Below are 18,271 nucleotides of genomic sequence, written 5' to 3'. Positions count from 1 at the left end.
GGGAGAACTCGATAGATTCTGGACCAGGTTATCCAACCGAACTCGGTCGGGATGCCTTAGCCTAAGCGTAGGATTGGGCTGCCGCGGAATTGTTACAGATTCTGTCGACGTCGTTTCACGACCGCCAGTTCCCCCGCGCACCCTGTCGCGTTCCAACACGACCCATTGATCGCCCACGCGCGTGACTTCGAAATGATCCCAGCTGTTTTGCTCATTGAAGATGATGCGCCGATTGGCGTCTATTTTCGAAGGATAATATTTGTTGCCGATCCGGATGTATTGGTTTGCGCCCATTGCATAGACGCCATCGCCCACATATTTCGCGTTCTTGAGGCGACTATTAGGGACTTCATAGTTCTTCAACCATGGCGCTGAATGGTTGGCCGTGTTGGGATTCACAATTCCAAACGGGCCCGTGTTCGACCCGCCGGGCTTCGTGATGAGATGCGCCCCTTCCGGCAGACGGGAGAGAAACTTGCGCGGATTCACTTGTCGGGCGAGCGCCTTGAGGCCCTTGGCGATTTTGCCGAACGGAATGATATCGCCCGCATCAAGCGTGAGGAAGAATACGCCATTAAAAAGCTTCGAGCGCCACTCCTTATTCAGTTCCTCATTGGTGACTGACCCGGCGTCGGCATTCTCGCGCTCCATGGAGGCATCGGCGTCGTACAACCGCGCCATAAATTCTCCCGTGATGGTTTTCGTGCTCAGCGTCGTCCATCTGGTTTCCGGGTTCAATAGCGTTTTTAGCGACCCGGGATCGGCCTTTGGTTGAGCGTACAGCCCGACTCCCTCTTTGCGGGTCAGCTCCCCCCCTCCAACGGGCGACGTTTGGGCATTCGAGACGCGTCCTTGGAAATACTCGATCCATTCCGGCTGTTTGAACATGGAATGGGTCGTCATCTCCTCCCGGCTCGCGAAGGTGCGATACGCTATCCCGTCCGGGGCATCGGGCGTATAGAGCACGACCGGCGCGCCCCTCGACGCGCTCCCGTCGTCGTCGACCGCACTGATGACGAGCACACCGTTCACCGGGTAGCTCTCGCGAATCTCCTTTTTGTGGGGACCCTTGCCCCAGATATTGATGGTGAACTCCTCGGTCTGGATGATGTGCCCATCGACCTTTTTTCGCTTCAGGTTACCTTGAGGGTCTTTCGCTTTGGAGTCCGGCGCATCGAGTACCGCCTGCACCATTCTGGATGGCAGCTTGTAGTTAGACTGGCCTACGGCATCGTATTTCTTGTCCAACTTCCCGCTCAACTCGGCTTCCGTGAGGTCGGCCTTCATTCTTGCCTGGTAGGCAGCTTTCCAATACGCTTGCCGCTCGGTGCTATCGAGTTTGTTGTCTAACACCTTGCGATAGCTCTCTCCGACATTCAGCTTTTCGGTGAGCGCATTCAGTTGCGCCTTGTCGAGGTCGAGTGTCACCTCGTTGCCATCCGCGTCCGTCATCGTCGCGCTGACCGTAATATGGTTTCCGCCGCTGAGGAGTTTGATCAAATCGCCCGCGGAACTTCCGGGCATAAAGCCTAAGACCGCACCCGCGAGCCCCGTGTCTTCCTCTTCAGGAATCAGACTAGCCCGCCTCTTCAGCAGCACGTACTCAGTGAGTGTAGTGTTGATCTCCTGGTACTTGACTTTCGGATTCGGATTGGCCCTTGTTGGCCCTTCGGGCGGCAACTGAATCTTGATGGTGACCGTGACCTTGTCCGGGTCGATGTCGGGATACTTCGCTTGCAATTCTTCTTTAATTTTCTGGGCGGCATGTTCCTTCAGCGTTGGGGTCTTCGAGTCGATCTCATCACGGCGGCTCTCGAGCTGGTCGGCCATTCTCTGGTCACTCTCGAGCAAATCCTTTTCGGTCTTTGAGCTCGTCTTCCACCATTCAGGCCGGTTCTGCTCGATCAGCCGGAGATCACGCGCCTGGAGCACACCCTCCGCGTCAAACGACTCGCTCAGGTCGTCCGACGAACTGCCCGCGATCCCGTCAAGCTCCGTCTGGTCTGCGCCCCGCTCACGTGCCTGCGTCAGGCGATACTCGGTATCGCCATGTTGCTTTTTGATTTGCTCCTCAACGCTATATTCGAAGAGGTTCTTCTCCGCTGGCACCTCGTTGGTGCCGAGCCCATAGGTCACATTCTCCGGCCACTTGGCCTGGGTCCATTCCGAAACGAAGCCCAGCAGTTTCGGGCGCTCCTCCGGTTTCGCGAAATGGTCCTTCATGGCTTGGAGCGAATCGAATTCCAGTATTCCCTGTCCGGGGAGATACACCACCACGACATCCTTCTCACCCGGATAGTCGTCCGCATGCGCGGTCATCATCACGATCGGGCCACGGATCGGCTCGTCGGGATCGGATTCTTCGGTGTTGTTGCTCGAGTTGAACTTCAGGGTGTAGACGCGTGGGCGCCCGCCCTCGTTTGGATAGGCGCGCTCGAGTTCAGCCTGGGTCGGGTTCTTCGTCACCGATTCGACGAGCTTCCGACCTTTTTCGCTGAGCGTCCCGTCCGCATATTGCAGTTGAGCCTCCGTCTCGATCTGCTTCTGGCGGATCTCCCCGAGGTGCTGCTGCGGCGTCTTGCCATCTTGGCCAGGCGTGCTGAAGTAAGGGTCATTCCGTACCTTTACATCCTTGGCTTGGTTCGCCGGAAGATCCTTGATGAACTGGTCCACCTCCGACGCAGTTGCGCCTTCGACCTCGTCCCCTTCGCTTACTACGTCGGGCGAACTGAAGACGCCGTAATGAATCCCCTTCGCTGCGTCGGCCCGTAGGTCGAGCTCCCCGCCACCGGTGTATCGCCCCTTGATGTAATCAGCCACGCTGACAGTCATCACCCACTCGCGGGTGAAGCGGCCGCTACCAGGCGGGGTTTCGTTCTGCCGATATGCGTTGATATAGAGCTTGCTCAGATCCACCGGCTTCGGCACCTTCGGGAACTTCGCTTCAAATGCCTCCCGCGCGTCCTCCAAGGGACTCGGCCGCGGCTTTTGCTCGAACACCGTGTTGGCCTGTCCCGACAGACTTTCGAGCTCGGCGATCTTCTTGCGCTGCATCCCGCTTGCCGGCAGTCCATTGATGAACGCCTCCACCGCTTGCGGCGTCGTCCCGCGGACCTCGTCCTTGCTGTCCACCGCCGTGGGCGAGCTGAAGATGCCGTAAGCAGTACGCGTCGCTCCCTCACTGACGTCAGCAAATCCGCCATTCGCGCCACTTGTCGCGCGAGGCGCCCCCCCCGTTACAACCTCGCCGAAGTTGACCTTTTCACCCGCATTGCTTCGTTTCAGGATGTAATTGGCCAAGCTGTCTGATGACTTAAGTACGCCCGTCGGCGGATTGCCTTTCTCCTCATAGGTATTCACATAGATTTTGTTCAGATCCACGGGTTTAGGCACATTCGGAAATTGCTTTTCAAACGCCTGCTGCGCGTCTCGAAGGGTATTGGCCTTGTTATCGGCATCAGTATCGCTCGTGCCGCTGGGCGCGACCGCCGTGCTCGGCACCGAACGTTCCGCGCGGACACCTGCCTGCTCGATTTGCGGTCCGGTCGCCCCCGCAGCGTCACGTTTTGAGCGCGTCGATGCGAACCGGGTAGCAGCGTGTGTCGCACTGCTCCATTGCGACGCGGGGGCGCTTTTCTGTTTCAATTGCGCCAGCGGTTGCAAATGCCCGATATGGGCGTCATTTCGATGCTGTTTCGAAGCGTCGCTCGGATCCTTGACTTCCTGTTCGGCAATCTGATTCTGCGGCAACGCCGCCTGTCCGGTGATGTGGCGTACAACCATGTGATGACCTCCAATATCGTGAACCGAAGTGCTTGTCCATTCGCCCGCTGGCAATTTGGACGTGCAGTTCGTAATCCTGACGACGAGGAGGTCGCGCGGCAATTTGATCAGTCTGATTTTTGTTGCAGATCGACGCGGCGGATTCGCGTCTACGCGCGGTACGGCGCAAAGGGCGGCGGTGCGTCTGATTCCGGAGAGGGCGGTTGGCGTCAGACTGTGATCGCTCGGTGAGCGCGCCTTCCGAAGCCATGCTTCGAACTGGGGGCAGGTGATGCGTTGAAGGCACGCTCGATGAAATTTCGTCGCCGAATATCGTGCCGATCGGGTTGCTCGCACGCAGTCGAGCACCCGAAATGCGGATCAGCCATCATCCCTGTTCAGAGAGGCCCTGCGTCAAGGTCGTTCCGGTGCGCGCGCCTGAGACTCTATCACACCACCGGCGAACGGAGTCGCCGGCACGTGTTGTAGACCGACTACGCGTCGAAATCAACCGTGCCGACAGCACGTACGGTGCTTACGCTGCAGGTCGAACCAATAGTGAGCCGGCAAATGGTCACCGTGCTCCAGGCTTGCAATGGCTCGAAGAAATCCGGCCGGTCCAGTAGGGGCGGACAACCCGATCAGCGTGGCTTGAATGCGGGCAGGCCTGTTTCCGATTCACGTTGCAGCTTGCCGACCTCGTTGCGCAACTGGTCGAGCTGGATGCGCGCGGCCTGGTTTTCGGCTTCGAGCGCGCGCGTTTGCTGTAGGGTCGTTTGCTGGCGTTCCGCCACTTGGGCCCGCTGCTTGCGCGCTACGTCGAGATCGGCGCGCAGGCGTCCTGCCTTGTCCTCGGACACGGAGATGACGCGCTCGAGGAATTGCTTCTGCGCTTCCAGCTCGGTGCGGCGAATCTCGATCTCGGACAGCTTCACGGTCTGCTTGACGAAGTTGTCGTACATCATCTCCGCCCGGGGGTGTTCCTGCGATTTGACGACGCGCCAGACATTCTTGTCTTGGAAGAGCGCGACATAGTAGGTCATCTCGGCCATATAAAAGAGCATGCTTGCGCCATAGCTGCCGTTGTAGGTCGTGCGCATCTCGGTCAGACGGCCGTCCCGGAGCAGCTGCGTGAGTTGGGCGACATCGCCTTGCGCACTGCCTGCCGCGTCGTCGCGCGCCGGCATCAGGCTCGAGACCGCCGGCCGGCTGCCGGCGACCGGCGCCTCGCCGTCGGCGAACGCTGTGCCCGAAGCAAATTGGGTGGCACTCCAGACGAAAAGGATGCCGATCGTGAAAGGTAGGCGAAAACGCACGATTTCTCCAGTGGTCAGTAAAGCGGGACATACATTGCCATGCATTTGCGGGTGTGGCGTGCCGGCTGTGCACTGGCGCGGCACGCCTGGCGCGGCTTCCGGCCCGCCGTTGCCGAAGGGTGCACCGCCGGGCAGCACGTCAACGAGCGTCGAGAGACGGCGCGATGTTGTACGAATGAGCGCGGAAGGCAGGGCCGTCCGCGGTTCGTATTGTTGCGTTTTGGGCATGGTAGCGGAATCGGATTCGTCCATCTGTTTGGCATACCGATACGAAAATACATCCGAGCCGCCGGCAACACCTATCGTCGATGCGGGGCAGATCGCGCGTATTTTGCGCACGATTTGCCGACGACTTCAACGGGAATCGTGCCAAGTCAGCGGCCGGTGCCGCGGCACGGCCCGCGTACGGTCGCGATGTCCCCGGGGCGGGAGTGACGGTAAGGTAAAAATTACCGCATCGTCATGAAGCGCGCGTCACAGCCGATCGGCACATTTTCGTACTACGACCATGCTGCTTCGTATCCGTCCACCCGTGCCGGCCCTGATTCAGGGTACGCTTGCTGGCGAGATCATTCATCCCCGGTGCATATCGGTGTACACGACTTCCTTTCGTGTCGGTACCGGGCCGTTTTTTTCGGAATGCGGACAACCCATGCGACCAACGAAGCGAAAGAATCTCCCCGGCGGCGCGCGACATCGGAATGCGGCTATCGCATTCGATGCCGCGCGTGCTCATTACACGCACACGGGAGGCTCGAGCCGGCCCTGGCACAGTGCCTGACCAGTGTACTGACCGGTCAGCCGGATCATGTCGACGGTCTGACGCTCGCCGGCGGCATTTGCATCGTCAAACGTGAATGCGAGCACGCGTTGCGATACCTCGAGCGCGCGCTCGATCGCGCCGACAGCGCATACCTGCTTCAATGCCGGGCTGGCCTACGCGGCGCAGGGCAGGCCGGCTGACGCGGAGCGCGCCTATCGTGGCGCGGCATCGACTGCAGCCGGATCGTGTTCTGCGAAAAACGCCCGTTGCACGAGCATCGCGCCCGGATTCGTCTTGCCGACCTGACGCTCGATACGTTCCCGTACAACTCGGGCACGACCGCGGCCGACACGCTCGGCGCGGGCGTGCCGCTGCTGACGCGCTGCTCAGACACGGTCGTTAGCCGGATGGCGGTAGTTTGCTCACGACGCTCGGGTTTCCCGAGCTAATGGCTGACTCGTTCGGATGCGATTGATACAAATACGATGACGCAATTGCGGTGATGAATCGTTTCTCGGGTTGGCCACGATATCAGGGCCAGTTTGGTTTTTAATGGGAATTCATCCGTGCCAGCGGGAAGGGAAGAAATTTAATGATTGCCTTGCAGTAATGAATATGTAATATTTGTAATGCGTCGATGAATTGCTGGATTGCGTGCGGATTCTAAATCGAATATTGAATACGAATGTGCTAAATCGATGTCAAATTTAACCCGATCAATCTTAAATTAAAAGTTAGAATAGCATATGAGAAAAAGTGCCTTTCTTTGCGGCCCGCTTTTGATGGCGGCGCTGGTGGCAACATCCCGCGCCGCGCCAGATCAGGCGGACGGTTCGAGAGCCAATGAAATCCTGAGTGCCATGCCATTGGTTGCGCCTGCGAATGAGGGGGTTCCATACGAGATGTATAGCGGGGCCGTTCCGAGATTGCTGCTGGAGGTCCCGCGCGAGCCGCACATTCTGCTTTTGACTGCGAATGTCGCAACGAAATCCGCGCTTGGTCATTATCGAAAGATGATTGAAAAATCCCTTGAATCAAAAGGGACAGTAATCTTGCGGGGAACCAGGGAAGAATTGCTCGAGCTGAAGCCGAATTGGGTCCGAGTCTGGCCCGATGCGGAGACGATCATCCTGACGAGCCGTTCGGGAACGCGGGTCGAAGGTTTGCGGACGGAGGGCGCGGGTAATTGGCAGGCCGTTGGAAAGATCGCTGGCGAACAGGTGAGGCAAGCCCGGGCGGCGGAAGCCGAACTGAAACAAATGGCAAGGCCGGAAGGAGCGACCCGTGTTCGCCGATCGACCGACAACGGGGATGGATCGATGAAGGCGGTTGCATTCGATATTCGTCCCCGAACGCCGGTGGAGATGTGCAGCGCGTTCGGCAACAGCCTTCTCACGGCATATGATCGACCGCTGACCGCTGACGAGGAAGCTTCGTTTTCCCGGGAGTTGAATCGGTGGTGTCAGAGCGGGACGCTATCCTATTACCAGGTGGCAAGTGCGCAGCATGCGGTTCCGAAATGGACGTATACGGACAAGCCCAAGCTGACATTGGTGACGGAATGGGCGCTGGTTCGTAGTGAGGATAAGCTGGTGCCGGCGAATTCCAAACACTATTTCTGGATCAAGACGACGAGCGATGCAGCTGGAACCGGCTTTACGCGCAAGCTGGAGGATACGGCAGCGTATCGCAACCATGTCATGTATGGCTTGATGGACGTGGCGATTCATACTGGATGGGGAGGCATGAATCTACAGGATGCTAGCAAGTGGACCTATCCGGTTGGTATCGACGATTGGGTGAACAAGGATCCTGATCTATTTGGATGCGGTGTGCGTACGCATGCTGAAAATTGTCCGTCGGGGATCAGCGTGGCCCGATTGTTTCCGTCCGATACCTATAACAACAATGTGACCGTCTCTGATGGAGATGCACTTTCCATATCGGGAGTCGTTGGGCTCGCAGGAGGTGCCCATTCGATTAAGTCTGTATTAACGATTAATGGTACGCGGAGTAAAGAGAGGGTCGCGTCTATCCATATGATGGATGTTCGAACGTCGACTGCTCAGCCGTTTTCGCGGAGTACTCGTTGGCGCCCCGATATTGCAGCCGTCTGGGATTACCTTCAAGCAAAAAACGCTTCCGGGCAATTCGGAAGCGCGGTTCCTTCCGCTGCTACCATCAATCCGGAATATGATGTCGCCTGGCAGATTCCGATCGAAAAGAATCGCGGCAAAGTAATGAAATTCAATATTGTTTACGAGGCTGGATGGAATAATTGCGTGCGTTACTGGTGCGCGTCGATGCAGCCTCCTCCGGATCGGACTATTCCTCCCCAGGCGCGCGTATATTGGTCTGACAGTCTGATGGTCGATTTGAGGTCCGAGAGTTTATAGAATTTCCGATTTGCGGTTTGAGTCCCGGTATTGCTTATTGTCCGCGGTTGCCGCGCCGCGGCGGTCTCAAGAATCAAGTGCAACGTTTAGCAAATCCATTGATTTCGAGCTCTTTGGCCATTGCCTTCTCCGGCGTATCCCAGCCGAGGGTTTGACGAGGTCGGCCATTGAGCAATTTGGCAATGTCGTTTAGCTGAATCTGGGGGACTGCCGATAGGTCGATGCCTTTGGGCAGAAACTGGCGCAGCAAACCGTTGGTGTTCTCATTGCTGCCGCGCTGCCACGGCGCATGCGGATCGGCAAACCAGATATCGAGATTCAATCGCCTGGAGAGTTCGACATGACAGGTCATTTCCGTTCCGCGATCGTAGGTCAGGCTCTCGCGCAGAAAGGCCGGCAGCTTCTTCATCTGGCGCGTGAAACCCTCCAGGGCATCCTGGGCCGTGCAGCCGTCCATGCGGCACAGCACTACGAAACGCGTCTTGCGCTCTACCAGCGTGCCCACGGCGGAACGGTTGAACGCCCCCTTGATGAGGTCGCCTTCCCAATGTCCCGGCAATTGCCGCAGTTCGATCTGCTCGGGGCAGTGAACAATGCGCAGCGCTTCGGGCACGAAGCCGCCGCCAGCGAGCGTCGTGCGCCGGCGTCCGCGCACGGGCTTTTCCTGGCGCAATGCTTCGATCATCGCCTGCTTGAGTCCGCCTCGCGGATGAGCGTATATCGCGGCGTAAATCGTTTCGTGGCTGACGCGCTGGTCAGGGGCGTCGGGATACATACGGCGAAGTCTGGCAGCAATCTGCTGCGGCGACCAGCGCCAATAGACCAGCCGGTCTTGTACATGACGATACAGTGCGCTGCCAGCAAACAGCTTGCGCCGCCGGCGCCGCTCATTCAACAACGGGCAGAACGGCATCGCCGCCACGTACGGGCCTGTCAGGAATTTTGTGTTTAAGGCATAACATGCTCCCAAGGAGAGTTTATGCCTCGCAAACCGAAAGCCCAGCCGGCGGCTCTGCCGGCGATTCCGGCCGAGCTGCTCGAGCCGTTCGGCAACGGTCCGATGACGGCCGAAGCCATCAACGAGAAAATTCTACTTCCGATCACACCGGCTTTTTGGGGGGATTACCGCAATCGAGAAGCTGCGCAATTTTCCGGTGCCCGTACCGATGATCGCCGATCCGGTCGATCTGTGATTACACCGCGAATCGATGATGACGCCGCCATGCTCGTCGAGTAGCGGAGGCTAGAGCTCGAACGGCAGACGCTGCTGACGGGCGACCGCGAGGCGGTCGCGCGCAAGGTCGCGGCCGAGACTGGCATCGACACGGCGGTCGCGCAGGCGCTGCCGCACGACAAGCTCGCTTACGTGATGCGCGAGATCGGCACCGGCCGGCAGCCGCTCGTCGTCGGCGACGGGCTGAACGACGTGCGGGCGATCAAGGCCGGCTCGACCCGCATCGCGATGGGCGAACGTGACGTCGACATCGCGATCGCGTCGGCAGACGTCGTGCTGCTCGGCGACGACCTGAAACGGATTCCGACCTGCATCCGCCGCCCGCCGATCAGGTAATGGCGGTCGACTCCATTGCACCGCCACCCGCCCGCTACGCCGCAGGCGCTGCGCCCCAGCCGAACCAGGCCGCGCAGCGCCTTCCGTCCGCCGTTCCCGCTACGGCATCAACCGATCCAGCAGCGGCGAGCTGAAGACCCGCTGCGGGTCGTAGCGCCCGAGCGTCGCACGCGCCGCCTCCCAGTTGCTCGCGGCAGGCTGCCCCGCGCTTTGCAGATTCGGGATCGTGGTGGCGAGCATCGTGTCGTCCTGCCATGCGGCGGTGTCGGTGTAGGCCCAGCCCTTCGACCATTCGGGACGTACCGTCGCGTACGCGCCGCTGTAGTTCGACAGCATCCACTGCTCGATCTCGCGATAGAAGCGGTCGGCGGCCGGCGTGCCCGGCAGCGTCAGGATATCCAGCCAGACCGCGACGTCCCATTCCGGATGGTCGGGCCGCGGCTTGAGCGCGGACAGCGTGGGGACCGCCGCGCCGGCGCCCGCATCGACAGGCTTGTCGAGTCCCGTGATGCGGATCTCGACGGGACCGTTTATCGGATATTCGCCGCGCGCCTTGTACGCGTCGATCCGGTTCTGATAGAACTGGACGAATTCGCTGACCACGCGCTGCACGTCGGCGCGCCGCGCGAGCACCGCGTAGCCGTTCGCGGTGACGCGCAGCGTCGTCGGACGAATGTACTGCAGCACGGTGCGCGACCAGCCCCAGATGTCCGCGCTGAGCGTGAGCGCGAGGCCGGCGGTCGTGATCGCATATTGCGTCTGGCCGAACAGCGGCGTCAGCGCGCCTTCACCGCCGATGATGATCCGCTTGACGAGATCCGACAGCGATTGCGGAATCGAATCGGAGAACGGGTAGTTGTACGGCTGCGTGACGGGGCGTGACAGCGGCGGCTTGCTGGGCGTCGGGGTCCAGACCTTGAGCCACGGGCATCTCGTAAACGGAAACCAGATCGCCTCGAGCCGGCCCGCCTGGTCGAGGAACGACGCGATAGTGCGACCCTGCCCGGCGTTCGCCGAAAACAGTTCGGATGCCGGAATGTCGATACGGCTCTGGCAGCGCAGCCGCTGGTTCGGGCCAGCTATCAGCGTGACCTCGACGACGAACGCCCGGCCGATGTGCGTGAGGAACGCGCCCATGTCGGGATCGCTGCGCTGGAACGTGCGCAGCACGTATTGCCGGCTGGCGGGATCGAACACGACCGCGGTCAGCGTGAGCACCAGATTGCTGAGCGAACCGTAGGTTTGACCGGGCTGCAGGGTTTCGCCGACCGCGGGCGCGGCGGTGCCGTGCGCGTCGATCGCGAGCGCGCCGCCGAGCGTGATGTCGCCCGGCGCGGGCACGGCTACGAAGCCGAGCCCGTAATCCTCGAGCTTCGCGAGCAGCGTCTCCAGCGAGATGCCAGTTTGCGCGGTGACGCGCGCCGTGCGCGCCGACGTATTGACGGACACCGCGGTCAGCGACTGCGTCGTATCGACCAGCACGACGTTGGCGGGGGCGGCGCCCGGATCGAGCGTCAGCGGCGACCAGTTGTGCATGTGGCCGCGCGGGCGCACCCGGTAGCCGTTGGCGTGTGCCCAGTTGACCGTCGCGACGACGTCGTTGGCGGAGCGCGGCGCGGCGGTCCACACGTCCTGCACGACGATCTCGCCGCTCCAGTTCTGGAAGGCCTGCTTGTAGAGCGGGATGTCGGCCGGGAAGCCGGGCGGCGTCGCGCCGGCCGACGCCGCGTGTGCCGCGACCTGATAGATCGGCGTCCAGCCGGCAACGACGCCGGCTGCCGCGAGCTTGGCCATGTCGGCGAGGAACGCGCGACGCGGCGTGGGTTCGTCTCGGAAATCGTGATTCATGCTCTGCTCCAACGCTTGGAATTGTTTTGAGGACCGAAGGCAACGCGCGGCGATTACGGATGGCGCCGTTTCTGCGGAAGGGATGCGCATGACGAATCGCGCGTTGATTGATCGGAATTTGAAGCGATGCATCGCGAATATCCCGCGGCGTGTCACCGCGGTGACGCATTCATAACGGGATGGCTGCGGAGAAACTCGGCCGGCGCGGGTGTGCTGACGTTATTTCAGGCGCGCATCGGATAATGACGTGTTTTAGAGTGTCGTTTTCATGTTTTTGGATGGTTGAATAAATTTCGAGATGATTTAAAATCGGTAAATTGTTCCGTGATTGCGACGAGCAAAGATTGGCAACTTGTCTTGGCTGCGGCAATTGATTTGGCGCTGGAATAAAGTTTCGGGTTGGTGGTAAACTCATCCCCTTATAATGATTATTGCAGTTAGGATAATATTCAAGGAGACTATTTTCGGCGTGTTCCGAGCAATGACGATATCATATTCATCGGAAATGCTGTTTGTGTCGTCCATTCGCGCGGGAGCGAATGAGCGAATCCACGGCTGGCGACCGACTGGCGGCCACGTCAGGCGGAACGGCGGATTGAAGCGATCGTTGAATGACGTGAAGCAGTCGACCGAAAGTCGTGATTTCCAAGGTTTTCGCGTGCTCGGTAATGACGGTGGTCGGTGATTGTCTCGTCGGATCATTCATTACCGCGCAGGCGGTCGCTCATATGCGCTGGCGGTTTTTTCTGAATTGGTCTGAAAAAAGCTGAAGATTATCTGGCTCGACTGAAGTCAGGGTGCGTACACGAGTTCGGAATTCCGGGAAATCGCCTGCCTGGCAGTTTGGTCATATAAGTCGGACGTTTTGTTGGATACAAAAAATCACAATTTTTGTTACCGTGATCAACCGAAGTGTGTGTAGCAAAAACTCAATGTGAATAATTGTTTCGTTTTACGGGAGCGATTTTTCCTGGCTTTCCAGGCAGGCGGCCGATTTGCAAACCCGGTGACGGAAGCCATCTCGCTGGATTTTCGCGGTATTTGCCAGTAACGATCGTCGATCAATACGACGCCATCTCCATGGCGTCGCCGAACACGGAGAAAACATCGTGTCTGCTTCATGCTGGTCATCGGGCGCGTCGATCGCCGATGACGGGGCCGCGGCCGCCGCGCCCGAGGATCGATCGTCCGCGCACGGCGTCTTCCTGATCGCCGGATATGCACGCTTGAGCGATGGCGCGCGGCACGTCTGCGAGCATCTCGGTGCGGGCTGGCGCGTATGCGAGCTCGATGCCGATCCTGCGGACGAGACGGCGCCGACGGTCGAATGGCTCGCCACGCGCCTGCTCGAGCGCATCGTCGCGCTGCAGCCGCGCGGGCCGTACCGGCTCGCGGGATGGGCGTCCGGTGGCCTGCTCGCCTACGAAGTGGCGACCCAACTGGCCGGCCGGGACGAGACCGTCGAGTTTCTCGGCATCGCCGATGCGTCGCTGGCGGCGGTGGACGCAGTCGGCCGGCCCGGGCAGGCCGCCGATGCGCCGCCTGGCGTGCGTCTCGTCGAACTGGTCGCAAGCGGCGGGGTGGCCACGGGCGTGTGCGACTTGCGCCGGGTCGAATGGCTGCGGCTGTTCGACGGCGAAGCGGGCGGCGGTGCGCGCGCAGTCGATCCGCGCGACCTGTTCGACGGCGCCACGACGCCGGATTTCGCGGCGATCGCGTCCCGGTGCCGCGACGCGGGGCTGCTGCCGTCCGCGTTGCGCGGCCTGAACGATGGGCAGTTGCAGCGCTGGCTCGACCGCTGGGCAGCGCTCGATCACGCCTTCGCGCATTACGAGCCGTTTTCGCTGTCGCTGCCCGTTCACTGGTTCGCGCTGCACAGTGCCGGCGCGGATGCCGCGACGTTGCCGGCTCGCGCCGACGGCTGGGCGGCACGGCTCGAGCCCGGCGTGTGCCGCGTCGTCGACGTGCCGGCGCGGTACCCGGCGGCGGGCGGCGTCGCGCCGGCGCTCGGCCGTGCGATCGCGCATGCGTTGGAGGACGCGCGTGCCGCGGCGGCCGACGGCGGCGGCGAACGCACCGCCCACCCGCCGCAGACGGGCTATCTCCCACACCTGCCGATCCAGCGCGGGACGCCCGGTTACGCGCCCGTCGTGCTGATTCCGGGGGCGGGCGACAACGTCGCGACGTTCCTGCCGTTCACGATCGCGGTGGAGCGGGGCTGGCCGATGCACGGCCTTCAGCCGCGCGGCCTCGACGGCGTGCTTGCGCCGCACGTGAGCGTCGCCGCGGCGGCGGCGGCTTACCTGCCGGTCGTCGAACGACTGGCGGCCGACGCGCGCGAGCCGGTGCACCTGATCGGCCACTCGTTCGGCGGCTGGGTCGCGCTGGAAATCGCGTGCCGGCTGCAGGCGGGCGGCCGCCCGCCCGCGTCGCTGACGATCGTCGACACCGAGGCGCCGGCGTCGGTCGGCCGGCTGGGTCGTCAGTACACGTTCGCGAGCGTTGTGTGGAATCTCGTGCATGCGCTCGAACAGGCGACCGGCCGCCCGCTCGGCATCGAGCGCGACGCGTTGTTTCGCGCGGACCGGCGCGGGCAGTGGGCGATGCTCCATCGCGGGATGGTCGACGCCCGCATCATCCGCGGCGGCTCCGGGCCGCGCGACGTGCAAGGCATCGTGCGCACCTACGGGACGGCGCTGCGCACCGCGTACCGGCCGGCCGACGTCTATGCCGGGCGCGCGAAGCTGGTGCTCGCCGCCGACTGCGACGACCCGGCGCGCAGTCTCGTGCCCGATGAAGTGCTGTCCGGCTGGCGGCGCTTCGCGCCGCGGATGGCCCTGTGGCGCTGTCCCGGCAATCACTACACGATGATCCGGCCGCCGTCTGTCGAGCGCTTCGCGCAGTGGTGGCAACAGGTGGTGCGCGGCGAAACAGCCGAGGCCGAGGCCGCCGTCGGGCCCGCGCACGACCTGGCGTCGAGCTGACGGGAACCCCAAGCGTGGCGATGCAACGGGCGCGGCGTGAGCCGCGCCGGCGTCGCGTCGCCGCCTTCAAGCACGCATTACAAGGAGAGTCAGATGGTCGAAGTCTTCGCGAAGCTCGGCAAGGTGATTTCGAGCGCGGGCAGTGAGCGGTTCGCATCCGACATGCACGCGCTGCTGGCCGGGTCGGTTCCGCTCGCGATCACCGGGATCACCGAATGGACGCTCAACGAGCCGGCGGGCAAGGTCGTCGACGTGCAATCGCTCGGCGCGTCCGGCACGCCCCGCGACGGCCTGCGGATGGTGCCGCCCGCGGAGCAGGTCGAGCGCGACCCGGCCGGGCATCCGCTGGTGAGCTGGATCGTGTCCGCCAGCGATCGGCAGTTGATTCACATCGACCCGCTCGCGCGGCGCGGTGACGCGACGCCGCCGCGCGGCACGGGCGCGGGATTCCAGTGCCATCTCGTGTCGCGCAAGGACAATCGCCGCTACGTGATCTCGCTGCATCGCACGTTGTCGCATCGCGACTTTTCGCTGCAGGAGATGTCGTTCCTGAAAAACTTCGCCGATACGCTGCTGCCGCTCGTCGAGTGGCATGCGTCGACGCGGCGGCATGGCGCGCCGGCGTGCAGGGCGCCGCGTGATCCGGCGACCGGTGCAAAGGGGAGCGAGACGCTGCGCCGCGAGTTCGAGGCGCGGCTCGCGCGCGCGTCGGTCGTGCTGTCGGCGCGCGAAAGCGAAGTGTGCCTCGGGCTGCTGGCGGGCAAGATGCTGCGCGAGATGGCCGACGCGCTCGGCGTGAAGGAAAGCACGATCGAAACCTACATCAAGCGCGCGGCGGTCAAGCTCGGCATCAGCGGACGGCACGGGCTCAGGAAATGGATGATCGACGATTTCGACGATTACGTGCCGTACGCGTCGGCCGCCTGACGGACGGCGGCGCACGCGCGCCGGCCGGGCGCGCCACCGCGGCAGCCGCCGCTCCGAATGCGCGCGGTTGTCCCGGCTTTCCGTTGCAGACAGCGCCGCGCAGCGGTGCTTCAATCGACGTGTCGGCCTGAGCGCCGGTACGTCTCTTCCGTCATCGATCGCCTGGAATCCCTTCATGCAACACTCGACCGCCGCCGTACTGGACGACTCGACCCTCGACGTGCGCGTGCCTGGCACGATCCGCGCGTTCCGGCATCTCGCCGCGAGCCTGCCGGGGCCCGTTCGCCTGTGTCTGTTCGACGATCCGTCGGATCGCCCGGCGTCGGGCGCACACGACGCGCAGCGCATCGTCGCGCACGCGTTCGCCTGCATCGGCGCGCGCGACGTGCGGTTCGATCCCGACGGCGCCACGCGTCTTTCGTCGTTCGAACTGCTGATGAGCCGGCGCATCAGCGCCGCGTTCGACTACCGGTACGACCACTTCGACACGCCGGAACGGCTGGCCGATGCGCAGCGCGCCGTGGACGACTTCGATTTCGATGCGCTGGGCGCCGGTGTCGAGCGCGTGCGGATCGCACGCGAACCGGGCGTCGCGCTGTCCGCGTATGCGGGCGCACGGCGCGACCGGTCCGCGGTCGTGCTCGCGTTGCCGTGCGGGATGCCGCTCGACCTGTGCCAGCGCTGGTTCGATGCGCTCGCCGAGCGCCACTTCGTGCTGACCTGGGAGACGCGCACGCTGTTCGGCGCATGCGACGCGTTCGACGCGGCGCGCACCGACGTCGATGCGCAGGTCGACGACCTGTTCGCGGTGATGAATCGTTTCGACGTCAGCCGGGCGCACCTGATGGGCATCTGCGGCGGCGCCGTCGTCGCGTTGCAGGCGGCGCTCGCGCAGCCGGCGCGGACGGCGTCGCTGAGCCTGTGGTATGGCGACTACAACCTGTCGGACGACGCGCTGCGCACGAAACATCAGCGCAACTACGCGTGGCTGATGGAAGCCGCCGCGCAAGGGCGCGACGTAGCGTACGATCTGCAGCGCATGTTCGCCGATCCGTCGACGCTCGTGACCGTGCCGGCAGAGATCGCGCACGCGGCGCTCTATCCGTATGCGAATGCGGAACTGATGTACCGGTATGCGAAGCTGAGCGATGCGCTCAACAAGGTCGACACGCTTGCGCTGCTGCCGCGCGTCGGCGTGCCGACCTTCGTCGTCGCGGGCGACGACGACGAGGTCGCGCATTGCGGCGGATCGGTGTTCGTCGCCGGCAGGATCCCGGGCGCGCGACTCGAGGTCGAGGTCGGCGGCAGTCATCCGAAGCTGTTCCGCGCGGCGGCGCCGTCGGCGTCGCGCGCGCTGCAGTTTTTCGCGGATCACGAGTGATGCGCGAAGCGCCACGGCGCGCGCACGTGCCGGTGGTTCGGCGCAAACTTCGGAATCCGAACGTGGAAGGGGCCGCCGGCACGCCGGACCGTCGGCGAGCTTGACCAACCCGTCGCGCAGGTCACATCGGTCGAAGTCGGCCGGCACGACGCCCGGCCAACATCGCCGTGAAGCCTGTTGAAACGTCCTGTCAGACGCCGATCAGCGGCGACGCGCGCTCGAGCCGGGGCGGGCCGCCGTCGCCTGCCTCATCGAGCATCCAACGGGTGAGCCCGTGACGCCCGCCGAAGCCGAGCTTGACCGCCGCGCGCTTCAGGTAGGTCTCGACGGTGCTTTCGCGCAGCGCGAAGCGCCGGGCGATGGCGGACACCGTGTCGCCGGAGAGCAGCGCGGTGCATGCCTCGATCTCCCGCGTCGACAACTTGACGCCCGCTTGCCGCAGGCGCTCGGCGAACCGTCGCGCGAGGCGCTCCCGGCCGGTTTGCGTCGCCGCGGCCGCGTCGGCGGTGGAACGGGCGGCCGGTGTATCGGCATCGAGCGCCGCGACGTGGCTCGCGACGATCGGGAACAGCACGCGCGAGAAGTCCTTGAGGAAGGTCCGCTCCTGCGGCGAGAAATCGTCGAACGCATTCGCGCGATACAGCGAGATCAGGTAGCAGTGGTCGTGCTGGCCGCTCGCGAGATGGAATTGCGGGCCGGGCGGCGGCGCGATCGCGTCGTGCGTATCGAAGAAGCGCTCGAGCAGCGCGTGGGTCTGGGCGGGGCAAGCTAGCGTGTCGTCGACATACAGATGGCTGCCGCCCGAAGCCGTCCGTGCCGCTGACGGCCGGCCTGCGCCGGCGCGCGACGGACCGGTGGGCGCGAGCGTCTCGCCGACGGCGCCGATGCTGCGCACCTTGAGATCGCCGTCGACCGCGAGCGCCGACAGGCGGATCCCGTCGACGGGGACCGCCGCGAAGATCAGGCTGTACATCATCCGGGGAAAGCGTCGGCTGCCGCTGCTCGAGATCGCTTCGCCGATGTGGGTGAACAGTCTGCTGAACTCCATGAAAAATTCCTGGTGACGTTGAACCGGCGCTTGCGCGCCGGGGCCTGTTCGCAACGAGCATGGCACGGCACGCGGTCCTGGCGGCGGCCCGCTCCGCGATGGATGGATCGAACTCCGGGCGAACGTGCGTGACGAGCGCGAACGGGCCCGCGGATGCCGACGTGATTTAAACACCCGGCCGCAGCGGCGTCTGTAACGGATAGCCGGGACACGCGCTGGATGGCCGCCGTGCCGCCGGCGCGGGGACGACGGCTCCGCCGCGGGCAACTGTCCCAC

At 63.0% G+C, this 18,271-nt stretch carries 12 protein-coding genes and 1 pseudogene; 7 read left to right on the top strand and 6 right to left on the bottom strand.

The genetic code is table 11. The annotated features are described in order from the left end of the window. The 3 genes from ACV22W_RS29655 to ACV22W_RS29645 form a co-directional block, all read right to left on the bottom strand. Positions 1–3,783 (bottom strand): dermonecrotic toxin domain-containing protein (locus tag ACV22W_RS29655; protein WP_448022983.1); only part of this gene is annotated, 3,783 nt, incomplete at its 3' end. Between the two features lie 620 nt (positions 3,784–4,403). Next, entirely contained in the window at positions 4,404–5,048 is a 645-nt protein-coding gene (locus tag ACV22W_RS29650) for a DUF2968 domain-containing protein (protein WP_448022985.1), read from the bottom strand. A 765-nt stretch (positions 5,049–5,813) separates the two neighbouring features. Then, positions 5,814–6,002: a hypothetical protein gene (locus ACV22W_RS29645; protein WP_448022982.1), complete on the bottom strand. Its 189-nt coding sequence runs from the start codon at positions 6,000–6,002 to the stop codon at positions 5,814–5,816. 84 nt (positions 6,003–6,086) lie between these two features. On the opposite strand from ACV22W_RS29645, the gene ACV22W_RS29640 reads away from it, so the two are divergent. Next, the gene (locus ACV22W_RS29640; protein ID WP_448022981.1) at positions 6,087–6,290 is read left to right on the top strand and encodes an O-linked N-acetylglucosamine transferase family protein; all 204 of its coding nucleotides are present in this window, start codon (positions 6,087–6,089) and stop codon (positions 6,288–6,290) included. 297 nt (positions 6,291–6,587) lie between these two features. Continuing rightward, positions 6,588–8,237 carry a hypothetical protein gene (locus tag ACV22W_RS29635; protein ID WP_448022980.1) on the top strand — a complete coding sequence of 550 codons (1,650 nt, stop codon included), beginning with the start codon at positions 6,588–6,590 and terminating at the stop codon, positions 8,235–8,237. 73 nt (positions 8,238–8,310) lie between these two features. Here the strand turns inward: ACV22W_RS29635 and ACV22W_RS29630 are convergent. Beyond that, positions 8,311–9,120: pseudogene (locus tag ACV22W_RS29630) on the bottom strand (IS30 family transposase); the annotation flags it as partial. A 96-nt stretch (positions 9,121–9,216) separates the two neighbouring features. Here ACV22W_RS29630 and ACV22W_RS29625 point away from each other — a divergent pair. Together ACV22W_RS29625 and ACV22W_RS29620 are read left to right on the top strand one after the other, a co-directional pair. After that, positions 9,217–9,474 carry a hypothetical protein gene (locus ACV22W_RS29625; RefSeq protein ID WP_448022986.1) on the top strand — a complete coding sequence of 86 codons (258 nt, stop codon included), beginning with the start codon at positions 9,217–9,219 and terminating at the stop codon, positions 9,472–9,474. Between the two features lie 27 nt (positions 9,475–9,501). After that, complete coding sequence (locus tag ACV22W_RS29620) at positions 9,502–9,807, top strand: HAD family hydrolase (RefSeq protein WP_448022984.1); 306 nt, start codon at positions 9,502–9,504, stop codon at positions 9,805–9,807. A 99-nt stretch (positions 9,808–9,906) separates the two neighbouring features. Here ACV22W_RS29620 and ACV22W_RS29615 read toward each other — a convergent pair whose 3' ends face one another. Next, the gene (locus ACV22W_RS29615) at positions 9,907–11,655 is read right to left on the bottom strand and encodes a cholesterol oxidase substrate-binding domain-containing protein (protein WP_448022979.1); all 1,749 of its coding nucleotides are present in this window, start codon (positions 11,653–11,655) and stop codon (positions 9,907–9,909) included. 1,109 nt (positions 11,656–12,764) lie between these two features. Between ACV22W_RS29615 and ACV22W_RS29610 the strand changes: the two genes are divergently transcribed. The 3 genes from ACV22W_RS29610 (at position 12,765) to ACV22W_RS29600 (ending at position 16,947) form a co-directional block, all read left to right on the top strand. Then, the gene (locus ACV22W_RS29610) at positions 12,765–14,639 is read left to right on the top strand and encodes a thioesterase domain-containing protein (RefSeq protein ID WP_448022978.1); all 1,875 of its coding nucleotides are present in this window, start codon (positions 12,765–12,767) and stop codon (positions 14,637–14,639) included. Positions 14,640–14,732: 93 nt separating this feature from the next. Next, the gene (locus ACV22W_RS29605) at positions 14,733–15,566 is read left to right on the top strand and encodes a helix-turn-helix transcriptional regulator (RefSeq protein ID WP_448022977.1); all 834 of its coding nucleotides are present in this window, start codon (positions 14,733–14,735) and stop codon (positions 15,564–15,566) included. Between the two features lie 175 nt (positions 15,567–15,741). Further along, positions 15,742–16,947, top strand: coding sequence for an alpha/beta fold hydrolase (locus tag ACV22W_RS29600; RefSeq protein ID WP_448022976.1), 1,206 nt, complete (start codon positions 15,742–15,744; stop codon positions 16,945–16,947). A gap of 190 nt (positions 16,948–17,137) precedes the next feature. Here ACV22W_RS29600 and ACV22W_RS29595 read toward each other — a convergent pair whose 3' ends face one another. Continuing rightward, positions 17,138–17,995: a helix-turn-helix transcriptional regulator gene (locus ACV22W_RS29595; protein WP_448022975.1), complete on the bottom strand. Its 858-nt coding sequence runs from the start codon at positions 17,993–17,995 to the stop codon at positions 17,138–17,140. Positions 17,996–18,271: the final 276 nt, after the last annotated feature.

Source organism: Burkholderia sp. AW49-1 (genome assembly GCF_053427845.1).
This window is presented reverse-complemented; position numbering and strand designations above follow the sequence as displayed.

Bases quoted from the DNA above. Each gene is read 5' to 3' on its own strand.
- ACV22W_RS29635 (WP_448022980.1), top strand. From the start codon at position 6,588: ATGAGAAAAAGTGCCTTTCTTTGCGGCCCGCTTTTGATGGCGGCGCTG.
- ACV22W_RS29625 (WP_448022986.1), top strand. From the start codon at position 9,217: ATGCCTCGCAAACCGAAAGCCCAGCCGGCGGCTCTGCCGGCGATTCCG.
- ACV22W_RS29615 (WP_448022979.1), bottom strand. From the start codon at position 11,655: ATGAATCACGATTTCCGAGACGAACCCACGCCGCGTCGCGCGTTCCTC.
- ACV22W_RS29605 (WP_448022977.1), top strand. From the start codon at position 14,733: ATGGTCGAAGTCTTCGCGAAGCTCGGCAAGGTGATTTCGAGCGCGGGC.
- ACV22W_RS29600 (WP_448022976.1), top strand. From the start codon at position 15,742: ATGCAACACTCGACCGCCGCCGTACTGGACGACTCGACCCTCGACGTG.
- ACV22W_RS29595 (WP_448022975.1), bottom strand. From the start codon at position 17,995: ATGGAGTTCAGCAGACTGTTCACCCACATCGGCGAAGCGATCTCGAGC.